The organism is Ruegeria sp. O11 (assembly GCF_056535285.1).
Map to the genome: position 1 here is coordinate 473,076 of NZ_JBQERS010000001.1, position 16,752 is coordinate 489,827.

Here is a 16,752-nt window from a genome sequence, read left to right on the forward strand (position 1 = left end):
GCGGGTAAGAATTTTCGACGAAAATTCTTTTCCAGGGAGGAGAACAAGCAATGCCCAAAGACAGTGGCATCGGAGCCAGTTCCAAGCGGCGTGAGGACGTACGCTTTCTGACCGGAGCAGGCAATTACACCGACGACATCAACGTACATGGCCAGGCCTATGTACATTTTCTACGGTCCGACATCGCACATGGCCGGATCACCAATATCGACACATCTGCTGCCGAGGGCATGCCAGGTGTGGTGAAGGTTTTCACCGGCAAGGATTTTGAAGGCGTGGGCGGAATGCCCTGCGGCTGGGAAGTCACCGACCGGCACGGCGCCCCGATGCAGGAACCCCCGCACCCCATTCTGGCACAGGGTAAGGTGCGCCATGTAGGCGATCCGATTGCCGCCGTTGTGGCCGATAGCCTCGAGCAAGCCCGCGATGCAGCTGAGGCGATCGAGGTGGAGATCGAGGAACTGCCCGCGGTTCTGGATATGAAGGCTGCGGCGCAGGATGGCGCGACGCTTGTCCACGACGATCTGAAGAACAACATCTGCTATGACTGGCACTTGGGCGAAGAAGACAATGACAAGGTCAACGCGGTCTTTGCCGATGCGGCCCACGTCACCACGCTAGATCTGGTCAACAACCGACTGGTTGCCAACCCGATGGAGCCGCGCGTGGCCGTGTCCGAGTACAGCCGAGGCACGGATGAGTACACGCTCTACACCACCTCGCAGAACCCGCACGTGATCCGTTTGTTGATGTGCGCGTTTGTTCTGGGCCTACCCGAGCACAAGGTGCGTGTGGTCGCCCCGGATGTGGGCGGCGGCTTTGGAACCAAGATTTTCCACTATGCGGAGGAGGCATTCTGCACCTTCGCTGCCAAGGTCTGCAACCGCCCGGTCAAGTGGACATCCAGCCGGTCCGAGGCGTTCATGTCGGATGCCCATGGTCGCGACCATGTAACTACGATTGAGCTGGCGTTGGATGCGGAGAACAACTTCACCGGTTTGCGCACCAACACTCATGCCAATCTGGGTGCTTATCTATCGACTTTCTCCAGTTCGGTTCCGACCTGGTTGCACGGCACGCTGATGGCTGGGAACTACAAGACGCCAGTCATTCAGGTGAATGTGCGGGCGATGTTCACCAATACGGTGCCGGTGGATGCCTATCGCGGCGCGGGCCGGCCTGAGGCAACATTCCAGTTGGAGCGGGTCATCGACAAGGCCGCGCGAGAGTTGGGCGTTGATCCGATTGCGCTGCGTCGTCAAAACTTCATCACCCAATTCCCCTATGACACGCCGGTCGCACTGACCTATGACACCGGGGATTACAACGGGACGATGGACAAACTTGAGGCCGCAGCCGATCTATCTGGCTTTGCCGCACGGCGGGCGCAGAGTGAGGCCAATGGCAAGCTTCGTGGCTTGGGTGTCAATTGCTATATCGAGGCCTGCGGTATCGCGCCATCCAACATCGTTGGCATGTTGGGGGCCCGGGCGGGTCTATATGATGCTGCCACGGTGCGGGTAAACGCCACCGGTTCGATCAGCGTCATGGTTGGCGCGCACAGCCACGGGCAAGGGCATGAAACCGCCTTCCCGCAGGTTGTGGCGGACATGATCGGTATCGATGAGTCGATGGTCGAGATTGTACATGGCGATACCTCGAAGATCCCGTTCGGGATGGGCACATATGGCTCACGCTCGCTGGCGGTTTGTGGTTCGGCCATGGTCAAGGCGACTGAAAAGGTAATCGACAAGGCCAAGAAGATCGCGGCCCACCTTCTGGAAGCCTCCGAGGCCGATATCGAGTTGAAGGACGGACAGTTCAGCGTTGCGGGTACCGACAAATCGGTGGCCTGGGGTGATGTGACCCTCACGGCCTATGTGCCGCACAACTTCCCGCTGGAGGTTGAGCCGGGGCTGGAGGAGACCGCGTTTTATGACCCGGCCAACTTTACCTTCCCGGCCGGCGCCTATGCCTGCGAGGTCGAGGTGGACCCCGAGACCGGTCAGGTCAGCATCGAGAAGTTCACCGCAGCAGATGACTTTGGCAACATCGTGAACCCGATGATCGTGGATGGTCAGGTACATGGTGGTATTGGTCAGGGCATCGGTCAGGCGCTGTTAGAGAACTGCGCCTATGACGAGAACGGCCAACTGCTGAGCGCGTCGTTCATGGACTACGCGATGCCACGCGCCGATGATCTGCCATTCTATGAGGTCGACCATTCCAGCCAGACGCCGTGCACACACAACCCGTTGGGTGTGAAGGGCTGCGGCGAGGCCGGAGCAATCGGTTCGCCACCTGCCGTTGTCAACGCGGTTTTGGATGCGTTGAATTCGGGTGGAAAGGCTGTTGATCACATTGACATGCCGATGAGCCCGTCGCGTGTTTGGACGGCAATGCATGGTTGAGAGGTTGGGGTGCGAGGGGCCAGCCCCTCGCGCTCCCCGAGATATTTATAGCCAGATGAAGGGCGGATCCGCGCCTTTCGGAAAGGAAGAACGAAATGTACAATTTCGAGTTTGAGAACCCCTCGACCATTGCTGACGCGGTTGCCGCGTTGGCGGGTGAGGATGCGCAGGCGTTGGGGGGTGGTCAGACCCTGATCCCCACGTTGAAGCAACGATTGGCGGCGCCATCAACGCTGGTTTCAGTCAGTGGGATTGCTGAGATGAAGGGCGTCTGTGTCGAGGATGATGGTTCAGTTGCCATTGGTGGTGCCACGACCCACGCTAATGTAGCGGCGGATGCAGCGAGCAGCTATCCGGCGCTGGCGGCCTTGGCTGGTCAGATCGGAGATCCGGCGGTGCGTAATCGCGGCACCATTGGTGGCTCTGTCGCCAACAATGATCCGGCGGCCTGTTATCCGGCGGGAGTGCTGGGTTCAGGGGCGACCGTTGTCACTAATACGCGACAGATTGCGGCAGATGACTTCTTTCAAGGCATGTTTACGACTGCGCTGGAAGAGGGTGAAATTATCACCTCGGTGCGTTTTCCGGTGCCGCAAGCTGCGAGCTATCAGAAGTTTTTGCAACCGGCGTCCCGTTTTGCATTGGTCGGGGTCTATCTTGCCCGGTTTGCGGATGGCGTGCGGGTTGCCGTAACCGGCGCCAGCGAAGATGGAGTGTTCCGTTGGTCCGAGGCCGAGGAGGCCTTGAACAAAGAGTTCCGTACCGATGCTCTGATGGGTCTGCACATCAATCCGATGAACATGATCGGAGATTTGCATGGCAGCAAAGAATACCGGGCGCATCTGGTCAGCGTAATGACAAAACGGGCCGTCGAAGCCTGCAGCTAAGCAGGTTCGCAGCCAAATCGATAAGCCCCGGTGAAAGCCGGGGCTTTACTTTTTTCTGACCCGAGGCGGCTTGGCCGGTCGCCAATATGCGCCAGTGTCTTCTCGGGCCGTCTGATACCGTTCGACGCGATCGCGCGCTGCCGACCCACCTGCAGCAAAAAGGTGACCGATCAGGCATTCAAGCACGGCCATGGCCCCGGAGAAGCTGGAAAAGTGATGTTGAGTGCGGGTGCTGACTGGCAGCACGACATCCGGGTCAACACCAGGGGCAATGACCTCGCTATCCGACAATAAGACGATCCGCATCCCGCGTTTACGCGCAAAACGCATGGATTGGATAGTGTCCGAAGAATAGGGATGAACGGTGATGGCGAACAAGCAGTCCGCTGCATCGGCCTCGAGCAGATCGTCGACGGCTGAACCCATGTGCCGGGGGACCAATTGAAATCCAGGGTGTGCCATCCGACCGGCATAGTGAAAATAATAGGCCAAAGCATAGCTGGCCCGGGTTGCTGTGATATAGCAGCGTTTTGCTGACAACATGTGGTCCGTGACCTGCTTTATGAACGCGGGATCAGCCAGACGCAGGGAGCGGGTTACGACATTCAGCTCATTTTGCGCGAACCCTGCTTGAGCCGCGCTGAAGTCATCACCTGACCGCATGCGGCCCAACCAATCTTGGCCCAACCGATCCTCGCGATCGGTGACAAGGGTCTGCCGAAATGGTTTTCGAAAAGCCTCGAAACTGTCGAAGCCCAGACGGTACGCCAGACGCACGAGGACATTTGAGCTTACACCGATTTTCTCAGCCGTAACGCGGACCGGGTCGAGCCCAAAATCCCCGGGATGATCGATGATGTATTTTGCTGCGGCCTGCATCTGTTGAGGCAGGGATTCGATATCAGCGCGTAGCTGCTCGGTCAGTTGGGCTGGTTTGTTTTGCATTGTCATAGAAAAACAAATGTTATGGAGAAAGCAAATTGAAAACACTAGGGCTGCATATATTTCGGGATCAGATTAAGCCGTTTGGAAATGTCAGAAGGTGGTTCCGGGATGTTGGTAAGCGAAGCCCTGCCTTACATATTGGTGGCGCCAAATGGAGCACGCAGAGGGCATAGGGATCATCCCGCCTTGCCTGTCACAATGGAAGAAATCGTCGAAACGGCGAAAGCCTGCAGCCTGGCAGGTGCCAATGGATTGCATCTGCATGTCCGTGATCAGGCGGGTCAGCATTCTCTGGATGCAGGTTTGTATCGAGAGACGCTTGCGGAATTGCACCACGCCGTACCGCAGATGGACATCCAGATTACCACAGAGGCTGCCGGAATTTTTGACGTTCAGACCCAGTTCGATTGCTTGAAGAACGCCAAGCCGGATTGGGCTTCGATTTCGGTACGCGAGATTGCTAGGTCGCCGGAGCTTGCGCCAAGTGTTTATGCGCTGTGCGCGGAACAGGGGACGCGCGTTCAACACATTCTCTATGGCGCTACCGACGTTGAGTTGTTGGTCCGCTGGCAGAAGGATGGAGTTGTTAAACCCCATCAGGTCGAACGTCTGTTTGTACTTGGCCGCTACTCGACAACGCAGGAATCGACACCGGAAGATCTGGATGCCTTCCCGGCTACGACAGACCCATGGATGGTCTGTGCCTTTGGCGGGCAAGAGCATGCGTGCCTGCAAAAAGCTGTACAGCTTGGTGGTGATGTGCGCGTGGGGTTTGAAAACAGTATTACGGGCTTTGATGGTCAGGCCTGGGCCGATAACGCCGCATCCGTTGCCGCTCTGATTGATCTTTTGAAAAGGACTTCGAAATGAGTCACGTTTTTCCGCGCCACACTAAGTCTGAATTGCCGGTCGCTGCAGGTGGTGAGGGTTGTTATCTGATTGATTCAACCGGTCGCCGCTATCTGGATTGCGGGGATGCAGCGGTTTCGTGTCTTGGTCATTCCAATGATACTGTGGTCAAAGCGGTGCAGCAGCAGGTAGAGCAGATCGCGTTTGCCCATACCGGCTTCATGACCTCGGAACCGGCTGAGGCGCTTGCTGATTTGTTGATCGAACATGCTCCGGGTGATTTGGACCGCGTGTATTTCGTGTCGGGCGGGTCCGAGGCGACCGAGGCTGCGATCAAGTTGGCACGGCAGTACTATCTGGAATCAGGTCAGCCTGAGCGCCGTCATGTCATTGCACGTCGGCAAAGCTATCACGGTAACACACTGGGGGCACTGTCGGCGGGGGGCAACGAATGGCGACGGGCTCAGTTTGCGCCGATGCTGATCGAGATGACCCATATCGCACCCTGTTATGAATACGCTGAAAAGCCTGAGGGCGAGAGCAGCTACGACTACGGGCAGCGTGTGGCTAATGAATTGGAGGCCGAAATATTGCGTCTGGGGCCCGATACGGTGATGGCCTTCATGGCAGAACCCGTGGTCGGCGCGACTTTAGGGGCCGTTCCTGCGGTTGAAGGATATTTCAAACGTATTCGTGAGATTTGTGATCAATATGGTGTTCTGCTGATCCTTGATGAAGTGATGTGTGGCATGGGGCGTACCGGCCATCTGTTTGCTTGTGATCATGACGGCGTGGCACCGGATATTTTGTGTATAGCCAAGGGGTTGGGGGCCGGGTATCAGCCAATCGGAGCGATGCTGTGTTCGGCTCGGATCTACGACGCAATCCAAAACGGATCGGGATTCTTCCAACACGGTCACACCTATATTGGTCACCCGGTTGCAACAGCTGCCGCATTGGCGGTCGTGACGGAACTTACGCAGAACGATCTGCCATTGAGGGCGGCGCTGATGGGCGAGAAACTGCAGTCAGCCCTGACCACTGCGTTTGGTCAGCATCCCCATGTTGGCGATATCCGCGGGCGTGGTTTGTTCCGGGGGATCGAACTTGTGGCAAATCGCGAGACCAAAACGCCGTTTGATCCAGCACTTGGAGTTGCGGGCAAGATCAAGAAGGCGGCGTTTGCGGAAGGATTGATTTGTTATCCGATGTCCGGAACACGCGATGGTCAACATGGGGATCATATCCTTCTGGCGCCTCCATTCATTATAGAAGGCAAGCAGATCGATGAGTTGGTCGCCAAGTTGGATCGCGCGATCTCAAACGTTATCTGAGAAAACTGAAAGCTGTCTTCTCAATCAAATAGTTCGCGGCACGTTGAAAATCCGCAGAGTGGATTCGAGACGAGCCAGGCATAAAAAAAGGCTCCGACCAGACTGGCGGAGCCTTTGAACACGTCCTGATGCGCGGTTACTTCTGCGGCAGAGGGCCGATCATCATGATCATCTGACGGCCTTCCATCTTGGGCATGTTCTCAATCTTGCCCAGATCCTTGACGTCTTCAGCCACACGCTCTAGCAGCTCACGGCCCAGATTTTGGTGTGCCATCTCGCGACCACGGAAACGCAGGGTGACTTTGACCTTGTCGCCGTTCTCAAGAAACTTGAACACGTTGCGCATCTTGACGTCATAGTCATGCGTATCGGTGTTGGGCCGGAACTTGACCTCTTTCACCTCGATGATCTTTTGCTTCTTGCGGGCTTCGCTTTCGCGTTTCTGCTGTTCGTACTTGAACTTACCGAAATCCATGATTTTGCAGACCGGCGGGTTCGCGTTGGGCGAAATCTCAACCAGATCGAGGCCAACATCGGAGGCCATCTGCATGGCTTTTGCGGGATGAACCACCCCGACATTTTCACCTTCGGCGCCAATCAGGCGAATTTCGGGAGCTCGGATCTTGTCATTGACGCGCGGGCCGGTATCTCGCTGTGGCGGCGCGTTGTGAGGTCTGCGGGCTATGGGTTCATTCCTTTGATGATTGCAGAATTTCGAGCCCGGAATTTAGACCGGGCTGAGAGGTGTTTCAAGCGGCATAAATTGCAAGCCGCATGAATTTTCGATGAAATTCGGGTGTTTTTGCCGGTTTAGGCTGTCGACGACCCGACCGGCAAACCCGTTTAGCCCACAAAGGCCTTTTCGATCACGAATTCCTTGGGTTCGGAATTCGCGCCTTCGCGCAGGCCGAACTCTTCCAAAATTGCTTTGATGTCATGGTTGAACGCAAGGCTGCCACAGACCATGGCACGGTCGGTGTCCGGTTTGATACCACCTTCGATGCCCAGATCGGCAAACACCGAGCCATCTTTCAGCAATTCGGTGATGCGGCCCATTTTGAGGCTCTCTTCTCGCGTGGTGGTCGGGTAGTAGCGGATCTTATCGGCGAAACCTTCACCGATCAGTTCAGCCAGCAACTCGTCCTGACGGATGTTCTCGATCAGCTCGCGACCATAATCCAGCTCGGCCACATCGCGGCAGGTATGAGTTATGATGACCTCGTCATAATCCTCATATGTCTGAGGTTCGCGCAGCAACGATGCGAAGGGGGCAAAGCCGGTTCCAGTTGCAAAGAACCAGATGCGCTTGCCGGGCAGCAGCGCGTCATGGACCAGCGTTCCAACCGGTTTGGGCCGCAGGATGATCTGATCGCCAGGCTGGATGTGCTGTAGTTTCGAGGTCAGCGGGCCATCCTGCACTTTGATCGAGTAGAATTCCAGTTCCTCATCCCATGAAGGCGAGGCGATGGAATAGGCGCGAAGCAGCGGTTTGCCGTTGTCGCCCAGTAGGCCAATCATAACGAACTCACCCGAGCGAAAGCGCAAGGACGCCGGGCGCGACACCTTGAAAGAAAACAGGCGGTCGGTCCAGTGCTTGACCTCGGTCACGGTCTGGGCATCGGGCAGGACAGGGGCCTTAACGGCGGTTGCTTCACTCACGGGTTTCATCTCTGTCATCGTTTCACTACCGGTCTGCTAAACCGACATCTCCGTTTAATCTTTGATCCAAGTCAGGAAAAGGGGCAGTTTGCCCCTTTCGTGTCACAAGCTGGCGATGGCGGGTTCAACCGCGCAGGCGGGCCTGGTAGTTGTTCTCTTGCCAGTTGGCGCGGGCCAGCCACTGATCTTCGGGTTGACGCGCGGCCAGGCTGTGATCGATTTCTACTTCATCAAACCCGCTGCGACGTGCCATTGCGTACTGATCCGCCAATACATGGCCTTTTGCACGAAGGCGACCGGTATACCCTTTCAGCCGCAGCACGCGCGCGATCGTAAAGCCGCGCCCGTCTGCTGATGACGGGAAGTCGACGCGCACCATCTGAGCGCTGCCCAAACGGTCAATCAGTTCATCCGGATCCGTGTCCGAGCTGACGTCGAGTGCTACAACATCGTTGGCTGCATCGTCCAAAGTAACAAAGCCGTCGGTCCAGTCCTCGGGCGAAAAGCCTTGGTCATTCACGATTACGTTCATGTTTTCTCTCCAACACGCACCATCTTGCCGTCGACAAAATGGATGCCGCATTCTTCTTTTTCTCTGTTACGCCAGCGTCCGGCGCGGGGGTCTTCGCCCTCTTTGACCGGCGATGTGCAGGGTGCACAGCCGATCGATGGGTATCCTTTGGCCACCAGCGGGTGCCGGGGCAGGTTGTTCTCAGTCATATAGGCGCGCACATCTTCGGGCGCCCAATGGGCCAATGGATTGACTTTGATCCGTCCGGTGCCGTCTTCGACTTCGAAGAATTCGAGCGCCGCGCGGGTTCCTGATTGAAACCGTTTGCGCCCGGATACCCAGCCGCAATATCCAGATAGCGCCCGTTGCAGCGGGAAAGTCTTTCGCAAATTGCAGCAAGCGTCAGTGTCACTTAGATGTAGTGCCCCATAAGGGTCGTCACGCTCAACATCGTCCTTATCCGCTTGGATGATTTTCACGTTGGTCAGCCCCAGACGTTCACTAACCTCGTGCTGATACTCGAGCGTTTCCGTAAACAGCATCTGCGTGTCGATGAACAATACCGGTGTGGCTTTGTCGACCACTGCCGCCATGTGCAACAGCACGACCGACTCCGCTCCAAAGCTGGAAACGAGCGCAAGTTCTTCGATCTCTTCAATCGCGCCGTGCATCACGTCATGAGCACTATGATGACGGAACCGGATATTCAGCGCGTCGACCTTTTTGGTCAGTTCGCGTCTGTTGGAACCCAGTTCCGTCTGGATCAGGTCAAGCGGCATTGGCCCGCGCCTCGGGATAAAGCACAGCTTTGAACGGAGCCATTCCAACACGGCGATAGGTTTCGAGGAAAGTTTCCTCGGCGCTATCACGCAGGTCCAGATAGGCTTCGACGATGCGTTCAACGGCAGGAACGATCTCATCATAGGCAAAACCCGGACCCGTGCGATCACCGACGGCTGCCGTTTCAGTCGCGTCACCACCCAGCGTGATCTGATAGTTCTCGACGCCTGCGCGATCCAGGCCCAGAATGCCGATGTGACCGACGTGGTGGTGCCCACATGCGTTGATGCAGCCCGAGATTTTGATCTTCAAGTGGCCGATATCATGCTCCAGCTTCATGTCCTCGAACCGGGTCGCGATTTCCTGAGCAACCGGGATCGAACGGGCCGTTGCCAGCGCACAATAGTCCATGCCCGGGCAAGCGATGATGTCGCTGATCAGCCCGATATTGGCTGTGGCCAGTTCGTATTCTTTCAGCTTCGCATGGATCGTAGGCAGGTCCGATTTGTGGACATGCGGCAGGATCACGTTCTGTTCGTGGCTGATGCGTAGCTCGTCATAGGCGAACTCTTCGGCCAGATCGGCCATCACGCGCATCTGCTCGGCAGTTGCGTCGCCCGGCGTCTGGCCGTGCTTTTTGATCGAGATCGTAACGATCGCGTGGTCCGCGTTTTTGTGCGGCGCGATATTGGTGTCGACCCACGACCGGAAAACCGGATCGTTGGTGTAGGCGCTTTCAAACGAGGCAACCGAACCTTCACGGAAGGCCGGAGGCGCAAAGTGACCTTTGATTTCTTCCAGCAGGTTCATGTCAGCACCTTTGAACTGCGGGCGGACCTGCAGGAAGCGCTCGTTTACCTTGGCGCGGATGGCGTCGATGCCATGTTCATGCACCGTAATCTTGATACGGGCTTTGTACTTGTTGTCGCGTCGGCCAATCTGGTTCCACACCGAAACAGTCGCTTCGAGATATGCCAAGAGATCGTCGAAGGCGACAAATTCGGATAGTTCTTTGCCGATCATCGGCGTACGGCCCAAACCGCCACCGACGATGACGCGGGCACCAAGAACGCCGTCACGCTCGACCAGTTGCAGTCCGATGTCATGCGCCTTGATCACGGCGCGATCGTTTTCGCTGCCGGTGATGGCGATCTTGAACTTGCGCGGCATGAATTGGAATTCCGGGTGGTCGGTCGACCACTGACGCAGCAATTCAGCATAGGGGCGCGGGTCGGCGATCTCATCCGCGGCAGCACCGGCGAAGTGGTCGGCTGTCACGTTACGGATGGTGTTGCCTGAAGTCTGGATGGCGTGCATACCAACCTCGGCCAGCGCGTCTAGCATATCCGGCACGTCGTTCAGCTTCGGCCAGTTGTACTGGATGTTCTGACGGGTGGTGAAATGGCCATAGCCCTTGTCCCACTTCTCGGCCAGTAACGCCAACTGACGCATCTGTGCACTGGAGAGCGTGCCATAGGGAATCGCGACGCGCAGCATGTATGCGTGCAGTTGCAGATACAGGCCATTCATCAGGCGCAGGGGCTTGAATTCGTCTTCGGTCAGCGAACCGTCTATGCGGCGCTCAACTTGCGCGCGGAACTGTGCGTTGCGTTCTGCCAAAAATGCTGTGTCGAACTCGGAGTAGCGATACATGTTTAGCTGTCCTTAGTTGCAGCCCCGGACCTGGGGCCTTGAAGGGGAGAGAGAAGAGCCTGAAATCAGACCCGGGGCTGCGGGGAGGTTTCCTGTTTGCCGTGGGCATAGTTGGACGGACCAGTCCGGCGGAAATCCTCCCGGAAATGGGTGGGTTCAGGTCCCTTGTCACCGGCGATCGCGTCGGCGAGATACGCGCCAACGATCTTGTTTGCCTGACGCGCGGCATCCAGCAATCGAACCTGCGCATGGGCTTCATCGGTGATCAGCTCGGCCTCGGATAGATCGCGCGACCAGCGGTCATCTTCGGTCTGGTAAATCACATCGCCTTCCAACAGGTCGTTGGCGGTGACGACTTTAGGGGTAAAAGCGCGGGCCATCAGGCAAACTCCTTATGAAAAACCGAGATCAGGTGCAGGCCGAACACGGCTTGGGCTAAGCCGGGCTTGTTCATGCATTCATCTGACTGTTTGACTTGCATCGGATCATCTCGTGACTGAATTGACTTGAATGGCAATATAGGAAATATTCCCGGTAAATCGCCATATGCGCCGACAAATAAGGACACATGTTCTTTTGCGGGCTGCAGGCGGAACCTTTGTCCTGAATTGGAGGGAAATTTGGAATGTCGGTGCGGATAGACGACACGGATCGGAAAATTCTAGCCGAGCTGCAGCGGGACGCGAGCCAGTCGCTGGATGAAATCGCGGCCCGTGTCGGCAGTTCGAAGACGCCAGTTTGGAATCGCATTCGCAAGCTGAAAGGGGCAGGAGTCATTGGGCAGCAGACGGTTCTGCTGGATGCTGAGGCGCTTGGATTCGAGGCCACTTTCTTTGTGCTGATCCGTACGTCGGAACATGAAGCGGAATGGCAGCAGAAGTTCCTGAAAGCTTTGCGAGACCGTCCTGAGGTGCAGGAAGCACATCGGCTGGCCGGCGACATTGACTACATCCTGAAGGTAAGGGTCAGGAATGCGCGTGCCTATGATGCATTTTACCAGGCGCTGATATCAGAGGTTCGGGTACACAACGTTACGGCTTTGTTGTCGATGGAAGAGATCAAATCGACCACCATGCTGCCATTGAAATCTGTCGGTTGAATTGAGGCGAGTGATTGGGTGCGCTGCCCCCGTCGCCTAAGGGCGACTTCCCGGGGATAATTCTGGCCACACGAAGAACGGATCCGGGATCGATAGACCGGTTGATGCTTTATGCGCGTCTGGGATTCACGTTTCCACCATCAGTTTGGTTAGCCCATGGAAATGATAGCTGTCTGAGTATTCGGGGTCATCTGCAAGCCGCAAATTTGGATGCCTGTTGAACAGGATCGGAAGCGCGATACGCATTTCCAAACGTGCCAGAGTGGCGCCGACGCAGAAATGGAGACCTCCGCCAAAACTGGTGTTGGCGCTGATTTCTCGTGTTGGATCGAACTTATCGGGTTGGTACCAGACCGTGGGGTCACGATTGGCGGCCCCCAGAAGCAATGCGACCTGATCTCCGCGGGAAAAGCGGTGCCCAAATAGCTCAACCTCTTCATAGGCATAGCGTGTGAACATATGGAGGGGCGGATCATATCGCAGAATTTCCTCGACGACCCCATCAATGGAGTTGGGTGACAGGGCAAGCTGCTGGGTGCGTGTTGTCAGTAGGGTTTTCACGCCATTGCCGATGGCATGCACCGTCGCTTCGTGACCGGCATTCAGCAAAAGGATACAGGTTGTTATCAGTTCATCGCGTGAGAGTTTTTCGCCGTCTTCTTCCGCTGCGATCAACCGCGTGATCAGGTCATCGCGCGGGTCTCTACGTCGCAGTTCGATGTAGTCTTCAAGATAGGCCGTAAACTCTTGCGTGGCCTGAACAGCATCATCCTCGATTTCGCGGGTTCGGTTTGCCTGATACATGGACACCATCGCGTGGGACCAATGCAGGAATTTTGGTGCCATCTGTTCGGGAACGCCCAGTAGGCGGCAGATCGTAATGACAGGAACCTGTGTGCAATAGGCCTGCAATAGATCGAAGGGGCCACCGGGAAATCTCTCGATCAAATCGTTGCATAATTCTTCTATGGCGGGCTCCGACGCGGCAATGGCGCGGGATGTAAAGGCCCGCAGGACTAACGATCGCAGCCTTGTGTGCCTGGGTGGTTCGAGTTCCAACATTGAATGCGACTCAACCTCAAGCCACAGGGCAAGGTGGCTTGGGCCGGGTTTTGCAAATTCCGTTGGTATTTCGCGCCCAAAGCGCCGATCACGCAACAATGTATGCACAGCCTTGTAAGAAGCGGCTGCAACCAAGCCATACTGCTCCCAGTAGAACAGATCGCCGAATTGACGCGCAGTGTCATAGAACGGGTAGGGATTTTGCACGAATGCCGGGTCAGTCGGGGATTGGTGGAGCGTCTTCATGCGCTGCACACTTGCCATGGGCGTCGCTGAATGCAAGACCCTAGATATGCAACGGATTTGGATCATTGCAGGTTTTTTGTGCGCAGTTGGTTTGTTGTCGGCTGCGATCTGGACATATGGCTATCGTCAGGCCTTGTCGCAGCTGAGCGAAAAGGCCGAGGCGGATCTGGAGCTGGCGGCGGACCGGTTAAGCACACAGATGCAAGTATATCAGGAAGTGGCTGCGTTGATGGCGGACCATCCTGCATTACAGGCGCTTGGTGCCGGGGCGCAGCAGCAAGCAGCACGAAAAGTGTTGCTGGATGTGGCTGACAAGACCGCTGCGGTTAATGTGATCTACCTGGACACAGATGGGCAGGCTCTGGCGGCGGCACAGCCCGTGGCGCAGCGCGATATGTCTGAGCACCCGGCTTTTGAACGCGCCATGCAAGGCGCGTTAGGGAGCGCGCATGGAGTCGAAGACGAGAGTGGGGATCGGATATATTCGTACGCAGCGCCAGCGTTTGGAGATTCAGGGCAAATAATGGGTGCACTGATGGTTCTGGCCGACGTGCAGGATGTCGAGCAGACATGGCGTGGAAGTACGGATGCGGTGTTCTTTGTTGATGCGGATGGGGTCGTTTTTATTTCGAACCGCTCGGACCTGTTGCTTTGGCACCGTGCGCAAGGCCAGCAGGGTTTGATGTCACCAGCAGGTGAGAATGTTGAATTTGCGTCGTCACGAGTTGCCGGGCATGAAGTTTGGAAACTGAATTGGGGGCGTTATCTTCCTCGCCGTGCGTTGCACCTGACTCTCGACCTGCCGGTGATTGCGATGACTGCAGAGATGCTGGTCGATGTCGCGCCTGCTCGTCGTCTGGCAGGATTACAAGCAGCAGCGGTTGCAGCGATCTGTTTCGCGTTTGGAGCGTTGTTGTTTCTGGCCTCAGAACGTCGGCGAACATTAGCGGATGCCAATACTGTATTGGAAAGCAGGGTGGCCCAGCGCACGCGAGCGCTGACAGCGGCAAACTCGGCTTTGCGCCGTGAAGTCGCTGAGCGTGAAGAAGCCGAGGCGGCGCTAAAGCAAGCTCAGACCGAACTGGTTCAAGCAGGTAAGCTGAGCGCATTGGGCAAGATGTCAGCGGGGATCAGCCACGAGCTGAACCAACCGTTGATGGCTATCCAGCAATTCGCTGACAACGGGTCAGCATTTCTGGAACGCGGTAAAGAAAAAAAAACCGGTGAAAACCTGAGTCGGATTTCCGACATGGCTGCGCGTATGGCCCGGATCATAAAAAACCTGCGCGCATTTGCCAGAAACGAGAGCGAGCCGATGGGGCGCGTCGACTTGGTTGAAGTTTTGAATACGGCTGCCGAATTGACTGAGTCTCGATTACGAGACGAAGGCGTCGAATTGAGTTGGGAGCCGCCAAATTCGGCGGTTTACGCATGGGGAGGTGAAGTGCGTTTGGTGCAGGTTTTTGTCAACCTGATCAATAATGGCGCAGACGCCATGGCCGATCGGGCAGCCCGCAAAATCTCGATCACTTTGACGGAGGGGCAGCCCATTCGTGTTTCGGTCAGAGATACCGGGCCGGGTATCGAAGACCCAGATCGCGTGTTTGAACCGTTCTACACCACGAAGACAGTGGGTTCATCTGAAGGGATGGGTCTGGGGCTATCCATCTCCTACGGTTTGGTTCAAAGTTTCGGAGGGGACATTCGCGGCGCAAATACCGACGATGGTGCTGAATTTACCGTCGAACTGGAACCCTTCAGAGAGGACGAGGCTGCATGATCCGCAAAGTGCTTTTGGTCGACGACGATGCGGCTGTTCGTGAAGCTTTGGCACAGACGCTTGAATTGGCAGAATATGAACCGGTTACAGCGGGATCATTTGTTGCGGCGAAAGATCATATTCATAGCGAATTTGACGGTGTGATAATCTCGGATATTCGGATGCCTGGGCGCGATGGGTTCCACCTACTGAACTTCGCGCGCGAGGTTGATCCTGAACTACCAGTCGTTTTGCTGACCGGCGAAGGAGATATTCCAATGGCTGTGCAGGCCATGGGACAAGGCGCTTTCGATTTTCTTGAAAAACCCTGTGCGGCAGCAGATCTTCTGGCGGTTCTGGAGCGTGCGATTGCCGCGCGGTCAGAGGTGTTGCGTGATCGTGAGCTCAAGCGCGAGTTAGAGCGAGGCGATCCTGCAGCCCGAATGCTATTCGGTTTGTCAGAGCAGGCCGAAGCCTTGCGAGAGCGCGTGCGGAGCGTGGCACCGACACACGCCGAAGTCTTGGTCACTGGACCGGCGGGCAGCGGTATATCCAAAGTCGCGGAGGTAGTGCATCTGATGTCTCCGGTCGGGCAGGGACCGTTTGTTAAGCGCCCGGCCGCCAGCCTGGCGCCTGAAGATTTGTTAACGGTCTGTGGGGACGCGGCTGGCGGGTCGCTGTTTCTTGATGAGGTTTCTGCAATGCCGGATTCCACTCAATACGCAGCGTTGGAACTGATCGAGCAGGGAACGGATGCGCGAATAATAGCAGGCACAACTTCCGACTTGTCAGAGCTTTCTGGACAGGGGCGGTTCAACGTCGATCTGTTCTATCGCCTTGATGTCATGCGGGTTCGCATTCCCGCTTTGTCCGAGCGTCCAGAGGATATTCCGATCATTTTTCGCCGTTATGTGGCACAGGCGGCGGAACAGGCTGGTATCGCCGAGCCTGAGATAACACCTGAACATCTGGCCTCTCTCATGGCGCAGGAATGGCCGGGAAATGCGCGCTCTTTGATGTCTGCCGCCATGCGATTTGTGTTGGGAATGCCAGAAGAGGTCGGACAGGCTGCGGACCTGGGGCTGAGCGAACAATTGGCGCTGGTCGAGAAATCATTGTTGGTCGCTGCACTAGGGCGCCACAATGGCAAGGCTTCTGACGCGGCCAAGGCTCTGAAACTGCCGCGCAAGACGTTCTATGACAAGTTGGCTCGCTACGAAATACGACCAGAAGACTATCGTCGGTAGGCAGATCCTCCCGCCTATTTTGCCAGTATTAACATACCAGCAAAACTGTTGGGCCGGGCAGCGCGCATATGCGGGCTGCGGTCGCACATTGCCTAGACGAATCGATTCGGTCGGGTTGATTTGATTTTGTGCGAAAACTCGCACTCGGCGTGGTTGCTCTGTGCGAAATTTCGCACAGAGCATTGCGGTAGCTTTCTTGATTTGCGAAGTGGGACATTAAACGTATTGATAATAAATAATAATTATTAATTTGGTTAGTAACGGAACAAACCGTTGAGAGGGAGAGATTGATTCGCTTCACTCCGCTTCA

The 16,752-nt window shown here is 56.2% G+C and carries 15 protein-coding genes; 7 read left to right on the forward strand and 8 right to left on the reverse strand.

Translation table 11 applies throughout. The features are described 5' to 3' along the window. Positions 1-50 precede the first annotated feature (50 nt). Both ACRZ91_RS02340 and ACRZ91_RS02345 read left to right on the forward strand, forming a co-directional pair. Positions 51-2,411: a xanthine dehydrogenase family protein molybdopterin-binding subunit gene (locus tag ACRZ91_RS02340; RefSeq protein ID WP_480902320.1), complete on the forward strand. Its 2,361-nt coding sequence runs from the start codon at positions 51-53 to the stop codon at positions 2,409-2,411. A gap of 95 nt (positions 2,412-2,506) precedes the next feature. After that, positions 2,507-3,298 (forward strand): FAD binding domain-containing protein, encoded by a 792-nt coding sequence (locus ACRZ91_RS02345; RefSeq protein WP_480902323.1) that lies wholly within the window; start codon positions 2,507-2,509, stop codon positions 3,296-3,298. A gap of 45 nt (positions 3,299-3,343) precedes the next feature. Here ACRZ91_RS02345 and ACRZ91_RS02350 read toward each other — a convergent pair whose 3' ends face one another. Next, positions 3,344-4,243 carry a MurR/RpiR family transcriptional regulator gene (locus ACRZ91_RS02350; protein WP_170470883.1) on the reverse strand — a complete coding sequence of 300 codons (900 nt, stop codon included), beginning with the start codon at positions 4,241-4,243 and terminating at the stop codon, positions 3,344-3,346. A gap of 108 nt (positions 4,244-4,351) precedes the next feature. On the opposite strand from ACRZ91_RS02350, the gene ACRZ91_RS02355 reads away from it, so the two are divergent. Both ACRZ91_RS02355 and ACRZ91_RS02360 read left to right on the forward strand, forming a co-directional pair. Next, entirely contained in the window at positions 4,352-5,113 is a 762-nt protein-coding gene (locus ACRZ91_RS02355; RefSeq protein WP_480902326.1) for a beta-keto acid cleavage family enzyme, read from the forward strand. Then, positions 5,110-6,426 (forward strand): aspartate aminotransferase family protein, encoded by a 1,317-nt coding sequence (locus ACRZ91_RS02360; protein ID WP_170770660.1) that lies wholly within the window; start codon positions 5,110-5,112, stop codon positions 6,424-6,426. Before ACRZ91_RS02355 ends, ACRZ91_RS02360 begins: the two co-directional genes overlap by 4 nt. A 136-nt stretch (positions 6,427-6,562) precedes the next feature. Here the strand turns inward: ACRZ91_RS02360 and infC are convergent, their stop codons facing one another. From infC to ACRZ91_RS02390, 6 genes are all read right to left on the reverse strand, one after another. Then, on the reverse strand, positions 6,563-7,153 hold the full coding sequence (infC, locus tag ACRZ91_RS02365; RefSeq protein WP_311201789.1) for a translation initiation factor IF-3: 591 nt from the start codon (positions 7,151-7,153) through the stop codon (positions 6,563-6,565). Positions 7,154-7,269: 116 nt separating this feature from the next. Beyond that, positions 7,270-8,103, reverse strand: coding sequence for a ferredoxin--NADP reductase (locus ACRZ91_RS02370; protein ID WP_480902329.1), 834 nt, complete (start codon positions 8,101-8,103; stop codon positions 7,270-7,272). A 106-nt stretch (positions 8,104-8,209) separates the two neighbouring features. After that, entirely contained in the window at positions 8,210-8,617 is a 408-nt protein-coding gene (locus ACRZ91_RS02375; RefSeq protein ID WP_170469810.1) for a DUF934 domain-containing protein, read from the reverse strand. After that, complete coding sequence (locus ACRZ91_RS02380) at positions 8,614-9,375, reverse strand: phosphoadenylyl-sulfate reductase (protein ID WP_480902332.1); 762 nt, start codon at positions 9,373-9,375, stop codon at positions 8,614-8,616. Before ACRZ91_RS02380 ends, ACRZ91_RS02375 begins: the two co-directional genes overlap by 4 nt. Beyond that, positions 9,365-11,029 carry a nitrite/sulfite reductase gene (locus ACRZ91_RS02385; RefSeq protein ID WP_480902334.1) on the reverse strand — a complete coding sequence of 555 codons (1,665 nt, stop codon included), beginning with the start codon at positions 11,027-11,029 and terminating at the stop codon, positions 9,365-9,367. Before ACRZ91_RS02385 ends, ACRZ91_RS02380 begins: the two co-directional genes overlap by 11 nt. Positions 11,030-11,094: 65 nt before the next feature. Then, positions 11,095-11,409 (reverse strand): DUF2849 domain-containing protein, encoded by a 315-nt coding sequence (locus ACRZ91_RS02390; RefSeq protein ID WP_170469818.1) that lies wholly within the window; start codon positions 11,407-11,409, stop codon positions 11,095-11,097. A 245-nt stretch (positions 11,410-11,654) separates the two neighbouring features. Here ACRZ91_RS02390 and ACRZ91_RS02395 point away from each other — a divergent pair, with 245 nt between their 5' ends. Continuing rightward, complete coding sequence (locus tag ACRZ91_RS02395) at positions 11,655-12,128, forward strand: Lrp/AsnC family transcriptional regulator (RefSeq protein WP_170539370.1); 474 nt, start codon at positions 11,655-11,657, stop codon at positions 12,126-12,128. A 126-nt stretch (positions 12,129-12,254) separates the two neighbouring features. On the opposite strand, the gene ACRZ91_RS02400 is transcribed toward ACRZ91_RS02395, so the two are convergent. After that, positions 12,255-13,436 carry a cytochrome P450 gene (locus tag ACRZ91_RS02400; RefSeq protein WP_480902338.1) on the reverse strand — a complete coding sequence of 394 codons (1,182 nt, stop codon included), beginning with the start codon at positions 13,434-13,436 and terminating at the stop codon, positions 12,255-12,257. On the opposite strand from ACRZ91_RS02400, the gene ACRZ91_RS02405 reads away from it, so the two are divergent. Both ACRZ91_RS02405 and ACRZ91_RS02410 read left to right on the forward strand, forming a co-directional pair. Continuing rightward, positions 13,435-15,216 carry a sensor histidine kinase gene (locus ACRZ91_RS02405; RefSeq protein WP_480902340.1) on the forward strand — a complete coding sequence of 594 codons (1,782 nt, stop codon included), beginning with the start codon at positions 13,435-13,437 and terminating at the stop codon, positions 15,214-15,216. The genes ACRZ91_RS02400 and ACRZ91_RS02405 overlap by 2 nt on opposite strands. Next, on the forward strand, positions 15,213-16,442 hold the full coding sequence (locus ACRZ91_RS02410; protein WP_480902342.1) for a sigma-54-dependent transcriptional regulator: 1,230 nt from the start codon (positions 15,213-15,215) through the stop codon (positions 16,440-16,442). Before ACRZ91_RS02405 ends, ACRZ91_RS02410 begins: the two co-directional genes overlap by 4 nt. Positions 16,443-16,752 lie beyond the last annotated feature (310 nt).